4 protein-coding genes are annotated in these 15,025 nt (G+C 55.0%); 3 read left to right on the top strand and 1 reads right to left on the bottom strand.

What is annotated here, in order from left to right; all coding sequences use genetic code 11:
• Window positions 1–32 precede the first annotated feature (32 nt).
• Both G506_RS0109295 and G506_RS0109300 read left to right on the top strand, forming a co-directional pair.
• On the top strand, window positions 33–11,459 hold the full coding sequence (locus G506_RS0109295; RefSeq protein ID WP_205619494.1) for a beta strand repeat-containing protein: 11,427 nt from the start codon (window positions 33–35) through the stop codon (window positions 11,457–11,459).
• 139 nt (window positions 11,460–11,598) lie between these two features.
• The gene (locus tag G506_RS0109300) at window positions 11,599–12,096 is read left to right on the top strand and encodes an META domain-containing protein (protein ID WP_156904859.1); all 498 of its coding nucleotides are present in this window, start codon (window positions 11,599–11,601) and stop codon (window positions 12,094–12,096) included.
• A 104-nt stretch (window positions 12,097–12,200) separates the two neighbouring features.
• On the opposite strand, the gene G506_RS0109305 is transcribed toward G506_RS0109300, so the two are convergent.
• Window positions 12,201–12,734: a DUF2062 domain-containing protein gene (locus G506_RS0109305; protein WP_028116630.1), complete on the bottom strand. Its 534-nt coding sequence runs from the start codon at window positions 12,732–12,734 to the stop codon at window positions 12,201–12,203.
• Between the two features lie 17 nt (window positions 12,735–12,751).
• Here G506_RS0109305 and G506_RS0109310 point away from each other — a divergent pair, with 17 nt between their 5' ends.
• Entirely contained in the window at window positions 12,752–14,995 is a 2,244-nt protein-coding gene (locus G506_RS0109310) for a DNA internalization-related competence protein ComEC/Rec2 (RefSeq protein ID WP_028116631.1), read from the top strand.
• Window positions 14,996–15,025: the final 30 nt, after the last annotated feature.

Genomic DNA, 15,025 nt, shown 5'->3' on the forward strand with positions numbered 1-15,025 from the left:
ACGGCGTGCAGCTGGCGCAACAACCGCAGGTATTGGGTGGAGAGTTTGACGGCTACATCGAGGTTGCTGTTGATAACGGCACTCTGTATGTCAAACCGACCGGTGAGTACATCTTCGTTGCCGATGACAACCTCGACCACGGCGATCCGGAGAGTAACATCGTTTTTGATGTGCCCTTTACCGTCGAGGATTTTGACGGCGATCCTGCTGATGCCAACCTCAATCTGACCATCGTTGATGGCGCTGCACCAACCGCCGCGACCGTCAGCGTGGATGTCTCGGACGATGGCAGTAGCGACCAGGTTAATCTAGTGGTGGAGCGCGGCTCCGATCAGTTAGATCCCGCCAGTTTTGGTTTTGATACCGATGCCATCACCAGCGCGATTGCGGCGTTGAATCTGACCTCCACTGGCGTTGCGGTCGATGGCAGTAACTTGTCGGTGACCAATGGGGTTCTGACCGTATTTGATGCCAATAACAATCCGGTTCTAAGCGTCACTTTGGGCAGCCCCACGGACAACAACGGTGATTTGAGTTTCCCCGTTACCGTTAACCCCCTGGCACCACTCGACCATCTTGGCGCAGGCAACGATGCCAGCCTTAGCCTGCCAATCTTCATCAAGGGTAAAGACAGCGATAACGATCCGGTTTCCGGCCAAGTGACGGTCAATGTCGCCGACACCACCCCAACCGCCGCTGGCGTCAGTAATCAAGTCACCGAAGCGGAGGGCGGCGCGCAAGTGAGTGGCAACTTGCTCGATAACACCCAGTTCGGCGCCGATGGCGCTGCGGCGACTGGTGGTGTCACCGTGGTTAACGGTGTGGATCTATCGACTCAAACCGCCATTAGTGGCGGCGCGTTTGATGGCTATATCGAGGTTGCTGTTGATAACGGCACTCTGTATGTCAAACCAACCGGCGAGTACATCTTCGTTGCCGATGACAACCTCGACCACGGCGATCCGGAGAGTAACATCGTTTTTGATGTGCCCTTTACCGTTGAAGACTTTGATGGCGACCCTTCAGATGCCAACCTCAATCTGATCATCGTTGATGGCGCCGCGGCAACCGCTGCCACCGTCAGCGTGGATGTCTCGGACGATGGCAGTAGCGACCAAGTTAATCTAGTGGTGGAGCGCGGCTCCGATCAGTTAGATCCCGCCAGCTTTGGTTTTGATACCGATACCATCAGCAGTGCGATTGCGGCGCTCAATCTGACCTCCGGCGGGGTTGCAGTCGATGGCAGTAACTTCACTTTGCAGGGCAGCACCCTGACCATTCTTGATGGTCACGATAACCCAGTGCTGGAGGTGATACTCGGCTTGCCAACCGAAACCAATGGCGATTTGAGCTTCCCGGTTACCGTTAATCCACTGGCACCGCTCGACCATCTTGGCGCAGGCAACGATGCCAGCCTTAGCTTGCCAATCTTCATTAAGGGCAAAGACAGCGATAACGATCCGGTATCGGGGCAAGTGACCGTCAATGTTGCCGATACCAGCCCAACCGCCGCTGGCGTTAGCAATCAAGTCACTGAAGTGGAGGGTGGTGCACAGGTTGCGGGCAACTTGCTTGATAACACCCAGTTCGGCGCCGATGGCGCTGCGGCGGCTGGTGGTGTCAGCGTGGTTAACGGTGTGGATCTATCGACTCAAACCGCCATTAGTGGCGGTGCGTTTGATGGTTATATCGAGGTTGCTGTTGATAACGGCACTCTGTACGTCAAACCAACCGGCGAGTACATCTTCGTTGCCGATGACAACCTCGACCATGGCGCTGGCACGGTTCAAGATCCGGAAGCCGACATCGTCTTTGATGTGCCGTTCACCGTTGAAGACTTTGATGGCGATCCCTCTAATGCCAACCTCAATCTGACCATCGTTGATGGCGCTGCACCAACCGCTGCTACCGTCAGCGTGGATGTCTCGGACGATGGCAGTGATGATCAAGTTAACTTAGTCGTCGAGCGTGGCTCCGATCAGTTAGATCCCGCCAGCTTTGGCTTTGATACCGATGCCATCAGCAGTGCGATTGCGGCGCTCAATCTCACCTCCGCTGGGGTGGCTGTCGATGGCAGTAACTTCACTTTGCAGGGCAGCACCCTGACCATTCTTGATGGTAACGATAACCCAGTGCTGGAGGTGATACTCGGCTTGCCAACCGAAACTAATGGCGATTTGAGCTTCCCGGTCACAGTAAACCCGCTGGCACCGCTCGACCATCTCGGTTCAGGCAACAATGCCAGCCTTAGTCTGCCAATCTTCATCAAGGGCCAAGACAGCGACAACGATCCGGTTAGCGGCCAAGTAACGGTCAATGTCGCCGACACCACCCCAACCGCCGCTGGCGTCAGCAATCAAGTCACTGAAGCGGAAGGTGGCGCACAGGTTGCGGGCAACTTGCTTGATAACACCCAGTTCGGTGCCGATGGCGCTGCGGCGGCTGGTGGTGTCACCGTGGTTAATGGTGTGGATCTATCGACTCAAACCGCCATTAGTGGCGGTGCGTTTGATGGTTACATCGAGGTCGACGTTGATAACGGCACTCTGTATGTCAAACCGACCGGTGAGTACATCTTCGTTGCTGATGACAACCTTGATCACGGCGATCCGGAGAGTAACATCGTCTTTGATGTGCCCTTTACCGTTGAGGATTTTGATGGTGATCCCTCTAATGCCAACCTTAATCTGACCATTATCGATGGTGCCGCACCAACCGCCGCTGCCGTTGGCTTAAGTGTCGATGAGGATGGCAACCTCACTGATAGTGGCAGTGTCCGCTTTCAGCGCGGTTCCGATCAACTGGATCTCAGCACGATTGGTTTTGACTTGGCGGCCACCATTGCGGCGTTGGAAAACGCCGACTTGGATGCCATCAGTGGTGCCGTGGATGCCGATGCGACCACCATTAATGGTGGCGTGATGACCTTGTTTGATGTCAACGGCAATGCGTTGATGACCATCAGTTTGGGGCTTGCCAATAGCGATGTTAATGGCGATGTCACCGTACCTATTTCAGTGCAATTGCTGGCCGGCTTTGATCATGACGATAGCGCGCTAGATCTGCCGGTGGTGGTTGGCATTGGTGATAGCGACAACGACAGCACCACTGCTGCGGTGACCATTACCGTTGTTGATGGCGAACCCAATTTGCCTGCGTTGACCTTGGCGACCGTCACCGAGGGGCAAATTGGCACTGAGGTTAACGTGTTCGAAAACGCCGATTTTGCCCTTGATGGGGGGCGCGTTACCTCGGTCAATGGCGTGGCGCTTGATGCCAGCAACTTTATTACCGATATCAGCGATGCCAACTTTGGCTATCACGCCATTGATAGCCAGTACGGCACGGTGTTTATCAAAAGTGACGGCAGCTATCGGTTTGAGGCTGACAGCGACATCGATCATGGCGTTGTAGAGTTGTTAAGTGAACAGATCACCATCAGCGCTCGCGATGGTGATGATGACCCCGTGACAGTGAATCTAAACCAAGGCATTGCTGATGGCGCCGTTCCCACCAGCGCCGGTGTTGACGGTTCAGTGGTGGTGGCCGAGTCCACCGGGCTTAGTCAAATTACTCAGCAACTGCAGTTTGAGCGTGGCAGCGATCCGATCACCTCAGTCAAGTTGGATGCAGTTGCCACTGCCAGTGCCATTAGCCAATTGTTCGGTGCTGATCTGCCCACCAGTAAAGGATCGGCGTTGGATCTTAATAACCTAAGCCTTAACCCCGCGGGCACCCAGCTAGTCATCAGTAACGAGCTAGGTGAACCGGTGCTACAACTTGATATCAGTGCCATCAGTAGCGACAACGATGGCAACTGGTCACTGATCCTTGCTGCCACCTCACTTCAAGGACTGGACCACCTTGATGTCCAGAGCATTGCGCTGCCGATAGTGGTAACCGCTAACGATCAAGATAACGATGGTGTTAGTCAAACCACCAGCGTGGTAGTTACCGACGCCGAGCCACTGCCGCAAGATGACAGCGGTACCATGGTTGAGGGCACCGTTGGCAGCGGTAATCTGCTAACCAACGACAATGTCGGCACCGATGGTGCCAGCGTCAGTGCGGTGCGCATCGATGGCAGCTTACTGACTGTGCCGCAAACAGGCGTTGTGGAAATTGCGGTTAGTAGTGTCCCAATCGTGATTCAAACCCGCGCTGGCGAGCTCACCATCAACCCCAATGGCAGTTGGAGCTTAGACGCGCCAGCCAATCAATCGCATCCCAATGATGCGCCTGTGGTGATCCCATTTGAGTATCGACTTACCGATGGCGATGAGGACGTCAGCGGTTGGGTCGACGTGACCTTGTCAGTAACCGATGGCGCAGTGCGACCAGGCGGCGAAACCATCAATCAATCAGTTACCGAAGGGGATCTCGCCAATAACAGTGGTGCCAGCACCTACCCGAAATCGGTATCCAGTACCGTGGCGCTCAATGATGTCGGCAGTGACCAGCTCAATCTCAGCAGTTTTGGCTTGGCGATTGATACAACCACGTTGGCGCTAGAGTTAATCTCTGAATTGAAAACCGATGGCACGGGCTTATCGTCGGTGATCAGTGGCAGTTCCATCACCTTGCGTAATCAGGCCACTGGCGAGCTGGTGTTGACCCTTGATTACAGCATTAGCATGGTTAACGGCCAACCGACGGTGCAGGCGGATACCACCCTGTATGCACCGCTGGATCACATTAAAGCCAACGACAGTACCGCTGGGGTGGTCAGCATTGGCGGCGGTAATATCGTAATCCAAGTGCCGTTGCAGGTTCAGGACAGCGATGGCGATCCACTGCAAAACCCGGTAACCGTTACCACCACCATCAAAGATGGCAGTAAGCCGGGGATCTCGATGGTGACTAAGCCGATGCTGAATGAGGACTTGCTGGCATCACAAGCCAGCATCAGCGCTGATGGCGTGGTTAAGATTAAGGTCAACAGCGATGAGATCGATGGCAGCACTTTGATGTTTAAAGGCAGCGGCCACACCGCACTGACCAGTAATGGTGAGGCCATCGTTTACAGTGTCGACCCGACCGACAGCAGTGGCAGAACCTTGCTGGGTAAGGTTGGTAATCAGTTGGTGTTAAAAGTTGAACTGAATAGCACCCCAAGCGCGGCGACAGACAGCGACGTTAGTTACACCGTTACCCAGTATGCACCGATTGACCAAGACGTTAGCAAAACCGCCACCTTTAAAATTAAGGTGACCGACGTTGATGGCGATACCAAGTCTGGTGGCATCACCGTTGACTTTATCGATGGCGATAACGCCAGCTTTAGCCTCAGCGGCAATGTGCATCAACTGACCGAACACAATCTTGGCGATCCGGCTCAGCAGATCAACAGCACCACCGCTGGGCAACTGAATAACCTTGGTAGCATCACCTTAGTGACCGATTCCGATCCGGTCAGCAACGTCTATTTTGATTTTACTGATGAACAGGTGTTGGCTGGGGTTACCCATGCCCAGCAACCGATTCAACTGTTTTTGGTGAACGGCACGTGGCAGGCGTGGAGCATGGACGGCGCTAACCAAGATACCTTGGTGTTTACCCTTGAATCGCCACTGGCGCTCGACAGTAATTTTGAGGTTGCCGCCAATACGACCGTGCAGGTGCCTTATCAAATTACCTGGCACAGCTTTGTTGATCAGCCGACCGATACCAATTCGCTGACCATCAATTTGCCGGTAGTGGCCGAAGATGCTGACGGCGACACCACCAGTGCCAATGTCAGCTTAACGATATTGGACGGTAACGATCCCACCATTGATGGCATTGATGTCGCCGCCGGTGCGCTTGCCGAGGTCAATCGCGGCAGTGTCGCTAATACCGCTGGCACGCTGATTATTAACCGTGGTTCAGATCAGGCGGAATTTTCAGTAGACACCGTCGCCTTGCAAGCCAGCATGGATAACTTTACCAGTGACGGGCGGCCGTTGACGGTGGCGTTGGTGAATGGTGAATACCATGTCACCCGCCCGGATGGCAGTGGTGGCAGTGAAATTGTGATGGTGATAACCGTTGCTGATATCGGTTCATATTCGGTGCAACTGCGCGACAATCTAGAACATATCCAGCCGGGCAATGACAGCTCACTAAGTTTTGGTTTGCCGATCATTTTGGCCGATTCAGACGGCGACAGTGCCACCATCACGCCGCAGATCACCATTATTGATAGTGACATTAGCGCCAGCAACGATCTGCTGTATAGCAACGGTAGCGTCGGCGAGGGCGAAACCGTAGCAGCCGATGCGGGCAATGGCTTATTGAGCAACGATCAACTTGGTGCCGACGCCGATCGCGCCAACATCACTACCGTACGTTATCAAAATAGCGAGTACCCGCTGGTTAATGGCGCCGTGACCATCAGTACCGATCTTGGCAGTGTCACCGTTAACAGCGACGGCAGTTGGAGCTTCACAGCCGCGGCGGGACTGGATCACAGCAGTGCTGCAACTTTGGTTGATTCGTTCGACTATCGGGTGCTTGATGGCGATAACGACAGCGATTGGGCAACTGCCAGCTTCAGTGTCGCCGATGATGCCCCGGTGCTGACCGCCGTTGGCGGACAAGGGCTTGAAGATGCTGCCAATATCCCGTTAATGGTCGAAGTAAACCTTGGCGATGTCGATCAAAACGAAGTGATCAGTAACTTGTTGATTGATGCTCCGGCGGCCGCCGCTGGTGAGCTGTATCTTAACGGCTCCGCCTTAGCGATCAACGCTGATAACCAGGTGCAGATCCCCGTTGCCGCCACCGTGATTACCGTCAGCAATGGTCAGACCATCGTTAGCGTCGCCGGGCTCACCTTTGTGCCGACGGCCGATTACGCTGACAACAGCGGCGGTGCACTTCAGCTGGGGGTCAGTGTCGATGTCAGCTCCAGCGTTGATGGCAGCACCACCTTGACCGATACGCTGGATATTTCAGTATTGGCACAGGCTGATCAGATCACTTGGCTGGATCGCGATCTGACCATAAAAGAGGATCCAGCAGGTTTTGGGGAGCGGCTGTTTATGAGTGCCAGCAACCCCGATGGCATCTACGCCATCACCAATGACGCCGATGGCTCGGAAACCTTGAGTTATCGAATCGATAGCATCCCCGCTGGTGTCACCTTGTACCTTAATGGCAACCCGATTGCCGTTGGCACCGAGCTAACCCAAGCGCAGGCCGAACGGGTTCGGGTTAAACCGGACGAGCACGATGCCGGTCAGTTCACCATCGGTATCACCGCCATCGCCACCGAGCAGGGCAGCGATGACCAAGTGGATTTGCGCAGTCGGGAACTGCCAGCGGACATCACCCTAAATGTACAGCCGGTCGTCGATACCCCAACGCTGGAATTTGCCGTTGCCGGTGCTGGCGTTCGCAATCGTCGCATCAAAATCAATGAAGATGAGTTTGTCAGTTTCGGCCGCTATCTAAAATTTGCCAGCCCCGATGAGAATGAGGTGACCTACCTAAGGGTCGAAGAGGTAGCCACTGACGGCAGCAATGGGGTGATATTTTACAACGACCAAGGTCAATGGGTGTCGCTCACCGAGCTTCAACAAAATGGCGATCCATTGCCAGATGGCATCAGCTGGGATGGCACTGGTTTTATCATTCGCGAAGATGTGTTGGCGGATGTGGCCTATCGCCCCGCCGAGGATCGCAGTTCGGCCAACTTTGACGATGTACGCTTGCAATTTACCGCTATTAGCCAAGAGATCACCCAAGATGGTCTAGCGCCAGAACCGGCGGAATTTGAAGCCACCAGTGCCGAGACGCTGTTCCTCAATTTCAATATCCGTGGCGTCGTAGATGCGCCGATGCTGGATGAGGTCAACGGCTTTAGTAATGAACGTAACAACCAAGGTGAGCCAACCGGCCGGATCCTCTACGATGGCAATGAAGATCAAGCGCTGACGGTTAATCTGGCGCTGATGTCCACGGACGATGACGGTTCAGAGGTACTTAACTACCTGTTGCGGCATCTGCCACCTGGCTTTGTGATCGCCGATAGCAGCGGTAATCCGCCAACACTGGCCGGGTTTGAAGAGGTCGAAATTAATGGTCAGATGCAGACCATTCCGATCTATCAGATCTCCGCCGATGAGATGGCCAATGGCACCTATCAGATCACCCCGCCAAGCGATTACGCCGGTGAGGTTGAGCTGTTGATTGCGGCCACTATCACCGAGCTTGATGGTGCCAGTGCCGATTACCAGAAACCACTGATTTGGACGCTCAAGCCGGTGGTCGACAGTGTTGATAGCAATGGCTCCGCCAGTGGCGTTGAGGTCGAGGTGGATGACGTTGGCGATTACCGCTCTGGCGGTGCCAGCATTCGTCGTGGCAACTGGCTGAAAGACATCGATGGCAGTGAACGGATTGAAGATGTTGCGATTACCGCTCCGGCTGGATTTGCCATCCTCTATCAAGGCCAGTTTTATCAGTCGATTGGCTCGTTGCAACAGTTAACTGGCGGTGACAGCGCCAGCGTTAATGCGCTGCTAGACAGTGGCGATCTGATCTTGGTGCCAGCAACCGAGGAGAACGGCAACTGGACGATTGATGCCGATGCACCGCCACCGGTGTCTGGCACCAACGTTAGTTTGGCGGTTACCGTGGCCGATCAGCAAAATGGCCTAGAAACCATCGCTAGCACCCCGATTAACGTCACCGTGGCGGTCAGTTGGCGCGGCGAAGTGGATGGCGATAGCTTGTTTGAAGATGGCCAAGGCGACGAGGCCACCGGTCTGGTTGGTCCAGATCAAACCGTGGTTAGCGACGGCGGGGTGTTGCGCCTTGGCGATCTGATTGGATTTGTCAGTACCGATGTTGATGGCTCCGAGCAGGTCGACAGCTACCGCATCGAATTGCCGCAAGGCAGCCAATGGTCGTTGCGCGATAGCAATGGCACACCGATAGGAACCAACATTGGCAATGGGGTGTGGCTGCTTAATCAAGACAGCCTCGCTGGGGTGCTGTTACAAGGCCATGACGATGGTGATTTCAGCATCAGAGTGGTGGCACTGATAAGCGATCTGGGGGACGTTGAAGCCCGCCAAGTTGACTTTACTGTGAGCCTTAGCAATACCGTGCCGGTGAACAACGGCGGTGATGGTGGTGATAATGGCGGCGGTGATAACGGTGATGGCAATAACGACGGCGACGGGATAGTTGGCGGCGTTAATGGCGAACTGTTTACCGATATCGTCACTGGCTCTGAAGATGGTCGAGACCGCGATGGCAACCCCGATGCGGCCAGTTGGCAAGGGCTGACCGATGCCAGCGTTTACGGTGACGATAACGATTCCGTCAGTTTCCGCGTTGATGTTAGCGATCTGCCCAGTGGTGCTCGCCTTAACGGTAACGTCACCGAAGTTTGGGATAACGATGGCAACGTAGTGGCATACATCATCCAAGAGGCCGACCTCGACAGCGTCAGTCTGGCTCTGGCGAATAACGATTCTGGCAGCTTCACCATACCATTGACGGTGATCATTACTGATCCCGCCAGTGGTGATACCTACCTGGATGATGACGGCAACTTGCCGACCACCGAATTAACCGTTGAGATTGCGGCGGTCGCTGATGGCGTAAATATCGCGCTAAACGGCGAGGGCATCGAAACCGCCGACAGTGACGATAATGAGCGATTCCCATTGGGGTTATCACTGACGCCTCGTGATGGCGATGGCTCAGAAACCGTCACTTCGGTGCTGTTAACTCCACAAACCGGAGTGACCTTGTTTGGCGACGGCTTACAGTTGACCGCCGATGGTTATCAGCTGACCCGCCAAAATGGGGAAACCGATGCCCAGTGGCAAGGGCGTATCGACAGTATTGAGTTCTACAGCGAGCCGGGGCTAACCCATCAGTTGGCCATTGGCGTTGAGGTCACCAGCGTCGATAGCAACAACCTTGGCAGCGATCAGCGGGTGCAAAGCCAACCGTTGTCGGTGTTTGTGGCACCGATTAATAATCGGGTTGATCTAAATGCCAATGATGTCAGTGGCGATGAGGACAACCCCTTTAGCATTGCTGGCATCAGTGCTGTGCTCAATGATGCCGATGAGACCATGTCGCTGCTACTTGAAGGGGTGCCAGAGGGCAGCTTCCTGTCGATCAATGGCGAGCCTTTACCCTACAACGGTGATGGCGTGTGGCAGATCCCCGTCGAGTTGCTAAATCCCGATGGCAGCCTGCCAAGCATCGATTATCTGCCACCGGCCGATACCTCTGGCGAATACCAATTGACGCTGCGTGCCATCAGTAGTGATGACGAGGTCGCCGAATTCGCCGAAGACACCTTGAACTTTATGCTCAATATCAACCCGGTTGCCGATGACATTGCACTAGAAGTGGCCAGCGAAATCAGCGGCAGTGAAGGGCAAACCGTGGCCGTCGATTTCGATCTGGACACCAGCGACAACTTCAGCGATGCGGTTGATCAGGCCGAAGCGGTGCTGCTGCAATTTAGCTTGGATCCCAGCTCCGACAGTACGCTTGCGGGTGGCGATGGTAAACCGCCGGCGATCATCGTGGCCGGAACCGAGTATCCGCTGACCTTGGTTAATGGCATCTGGCAAGTAGAAGTTGAAGTGGCTGGCGCGGTTGACAACCAACTGCTGCAAAGCATTTCGTTTAACAGTGGCGATGGCTTTGGTGAGGGCAATCTAAATATCAGCGCCAGCGCCATTGATCGCAGTGGCAGTTTGCCACAAAGCACCGGGACTGCAGTCACCACCAGCATTCCGCTGGCTATTTTACCGACCCCGGATCTGCCGCAACTGTCGGCGCCGACCTCGGTAACCGGTGGCGCCGCGATTGCGCTGGCTATCACCGCAGCGGTGGTCAATCCCGCGGTCGAAGAGCTTAGTGTGGTGATCAGCGGCATCAGTTCGGGTCAGTTGCAAGATGGCGATGGCAATCCGGTTGGCACACTGCAAGCCAATGGCGATCTGTTGTTGATGCCAACCGAGCTCGATGGATTGCAATGGGTTGGTGCCAGTGATGGCGACTATCCACTGTCTGTTAGCGCCGTGTCGAGCATTGGCGATGCGGCGGTAAGCAGTAGCACGACTATCGACGTCAGTGTTGACAACAGCGCCGATGACGATGCGTTTGATGCGGGTTTGATGTTGGCTGATGACGATGATGAAGCGGCCGATAGCGAGGCGGCGCCAGCACCGGCCGCAGAGCCTGAGCCGCTCGATTTAGGTGATATTTTGCAAAATCCCGAGCAGCAACAAGCACTGGATGATCTTCTGCAAAATGCGCAGTTTGCTATTTCGCCAGAGGATGATGACGGCAACGTCGATATCGTCGTTAATCTTGATGGGGACGACGCGCTGATCCTTAATAACGTCGATCTTGATCAGTGGCAAGTTGGTGCCGACGATCCTGATGGCTTCTTAGATAAGTTTATCGAGGAGTATCGCCAGCAACTGCAGCAAGACTAAGCTTATCGACGCGGAAGCTACTTGCCGCATCCAGCACATTAAGGCTGTCGTCGTGACCGGCGGCAGTCTCAACTGCCAGTTGGCGAAGCGTGGTAAGCGTTTTATTATCTTGGGCAACTCAACACGGTTGGATGAACAGATGAAACAAACACGAGTAGTAGCGGCGCTGTTGATGGCAGCGGTAATCAGCGGCTGTCAGCAGACTCCGGATGTGGCCAGCACTGAGGAAGCAAAGCAAGTGCAACAACCTGTAATGATGGCGGCGACTGCTGCCATGCTTAAAGATACCAATTGGCAATTGGTGCAGTTTAATGGCAATGACATCGACGCCAACATGCCAGTATCGATGGGATTTAGCGCCAGCGATAATCCGAAATTCGATCTGCGAGTTGGCGGGGTGGCAGCCTGTAATAATTACGGCACCTCGGTCAAACTGGATAGCGCCAAGCGCAACTTCAGCATTGATGCCAATGGCTTTATGGTGACCATGAAGATGTGCGCCGAGCCAGAGCTGGCGCAGATGGAAGCAAACTTTATGCTGTCGCTGCGCAACAATCAGTCGCTGCAGTTAACCGCTGCCGAGCAGCTACTGATGGTGGATAACATCGGCAACCGCTACCTGTTTAGCAAGCTGTAACTGCGGCGCTAACAACAAAAAACGGCAACCCTGAGGTTGCCGTTTTTTTATAGATGTTCGATTCAGTGTTTTTGCATCAGTGCTCTTGTATCAGCGCTCTTGTATTAGTATTTGGGCATCCGTTCGGCGCGTAGGCGCTTGCGCTTTTTCCAATGGAACAGCACGCCGTAGCGCCACAGGCTGTTGATTACTAAATACGTTAGAATCGCACTAATCACGCCCATCACCCCGCAACCGACCAACATCGGGAAGCCAACGGAATGCAAACTTTCGCTTAGCCAAGTCCAACTGAGCTCAAAGTGGAACTCAGTCCGTTGCCAACCTAGTAGCTTGGTGCCCAGCAGGTAAGCGCCGTAAAACATCACTGGCATGGTGACCGGATTGGATACCCAGACGGTGGCAACGGTCAGTGGTAAGTTGACGCCGCAGACGATGGCGACCACCGCAGCCAGTACCATCTGAAATGGGATCGGGATCCAACAGACCAAAATGCCCATCGCTAATGCCCCAGCGGCGGAGCGGCGGTTCAGGTGCCAGATGTTGGCTTGTTGCATCCAAGGCCCAAGCATCTTCAGATACTTGTGCTGCCGCAGCATCTCCGGATCCGGCATGATCCGTTTAAAGGTTCTTCTTGGCATTGCGAAAACGCTAACCCATGGTCAATCGATTATTACTAGGGTGGGTGCTGATACTGGCCACAGTGGTGATCTGGCCGGCGTTGCTGCCACTCCCATTACTTGCCGCCGGTTCCATGGTGGCGGTATTACTGAAACGTCATCCGTTGCTGCTTGGTTTGCTTTTAGGCGGGCTGTTTGGCCAGCTCATGGCCCACCGTTTACATGGCGAGTTACGCTGGTTATCGCAGGGGCCGCAGCAATTACAAGCAACCTTGGTTTCGGTTCAATCCGGCGCCGCACTATACCAGCGCAGTCGGTGGTTGGTCGAGTCTGCAAATGGCGAAGATGCGCCGTTGCTCGCCGCTAAGCAGGTGGAATTGGGCTGGTATCGGCCACCGCCATTGCAGATAGGAAAATCCTATCTGCTTGAGGTAGTTATCAAACCTGACCGGAGCCGGTTAAATCGCATTGGGTTTAACTTAACGCGGCATCGTTTAGCAAAAAACATAACTGCTTACGGTTCTGTTCGCGGTGGCCAATTGATTGCTGAAAATTTATTCACCTCGGCGTTATCGCAAGCCGATTTACGCCAACGTTTAGCTGCGTTGACAGCTGATTTGCCCCGGGCGGACATGATCCGCGCGCTCAGTCTTGGCGACACCAGTCTGGTTACGCCGCAGCGTTGGCAACAACTACGCCAAGCGGGGCTGATTCACCTGTTGGCGATATCGGGGTTGCATCTGTCGATCGTCGCGGGGCTTACTCTTAGTCTAGCGACGTGGGCACAGCGGCGCTGGTTACCCAGCGCTACAGGTCGTTATCAACCGTTGCTGTGGGGGCTGACCGCGGCGGCCGTTGCGGCTTATGGGGCGGCAGCGGGATTCGCTGTGCCGACGTTGCGGGCGACGGTGACGGTGCTGTTGGCGATGTGGCTGTTGTGGCGCGCCGCTTCAGGGCAACCGTGGGAATTGTTGCTGCGGGTGGCGGCAGTGCTATTGCTGTTGCAACCGATGGCGTCGTTAGCGGCCGGATTTTGGCTTAGTTTCGGTGCGGTGATCACCATCATTACCCTAGCGTGGGTGTGGCCTCAGCCACGCGCTTGGCTGCAAAAGTTGCTGTGGTTGCTGCTACTGCAAATGGCGTTGACGCTGACAGTAAACCTGCTGCAAGGGTTGTGGTTTGACCAATTCAGTATCCATGGGCTGTGGGCCAATCTGCTGCTGTTGCCCTATTTTTCGCTGGTGGCATTGCCGCTGTGTTTGCTGTGCGTAGTGGCCGTATTGGCGGGGGCGCCGTCGGCGCTGTTGCAGTTGGCCGATTGGGCGCTGCTGCCGATTGCGTGGGTGGCGCAGCGTGCTGGCAGTTGGGCTTGGGGCCATGGCCAGTTGAGCAGCGCCGCCAGTTGGTCGTTGCTGTTACTGCTGTTGGCGGTGCTGATGGTTTGCTGTGGCCAGCGTCGACTTAGCCGACGATGGCGAATCCGAGCAACAGCATTGGTGCCAGCAGCGGTAGTGGCGATCACAGCAGGGCTGCTGTGGCTTAAACCGAAACCGTTGTGGCAACTGGATATGATCGATGTCGGTCAAGGCAGTGCGCTGCTGTTAAGCCATCAACATCGGCATCTGCTGGTGGATACCGGGGCGGCCTTTGCCAGTGGCTACAGTTTTGCCGCCAGTACCTTGGTGCCACTGCTTGAGTCCCGCGATATTACCCAGCTTGAGCTGTTGTTGATAACCCATGGCGATAATGATCACGCCGGCGGCGTGCGCGCTATCAGACAGGCACTGCCGGTGCGACGGCATATCGGTTTTGGCGGGGAGTCGTGCATGCAGGGGCCAACCCAGTTTGGTGAGTTATCACTGTCATGGCAGCAAGCGCCGCTGGCGGGCAACGATGGTTCTTGTGTGCTGTTAATTAGCTCGAGCCAGCATAAGGTGCTGCTGCCCGGGGATATCGAACGTGCCGGTGAACAAGCGTGGCTGGCATCGACACTGGCAGGGCCAGTTGCGGTGATGTTAGCGCCGCACCACGGTTCGGCTACCTCCAGTAGTGACGCCTTTGTCAGTCGAACTGCGCCTGAGTGGTTGTTGGTAAGTGCCGGGCGCAACAATCGCTGGCACTTTCCTAAAGCGGAAGTGGTTGCTCGCTATCGGGCTGTTGGCTCACAAATTGTCAGCAGTGGCGACAGCGGTCAGGTGCAGTTGCGGTTGTTTGCTGATGGTCAGATCCAAGTCGTGCGGCAGCGGCAAGATCGCGCACCTTGGTGGTATAACCAGCAATAGGTCGCGCTAGGTTTGGTCAAATCTTTCAAG

Source organism: Ferrimonas senticii DSM 18821 (genome assembly GCF_000422665.1).
Taxonomy (GTDB): Bacteria; Pseudomonadota; Gammaproteobacteria; order Enterobacterales; family Shewanellaceae; genus Ferrimonas; species Ferrimonas senticii.

What these genes read in the sequence shown, in the direction of transcription:
- G506_RS0109300 (WP_156904859.1), top strand. Translation starts at nt 11,599, where the DNA reads ATGAAACAAACACGAGTAGTAGCGGCGCTGTTGATGGCAGCGGTAATC.
- G506_RS0109305 (WP_028116630.1), bottom strand. Translation starts at nt 12,734, where the DNA reads ATGCCAAGAAGAACCTTTAAACGGATCATGCCGGATCCGGAGATGCTG.
- G506_RS0109310 (WP_028116631.1), top strand. Translation starts at nt 12,752, where the DNA reads ATGGTCAATCGATTATTACTAGGGTGGGTGCTGATACTGGCCACAGTG.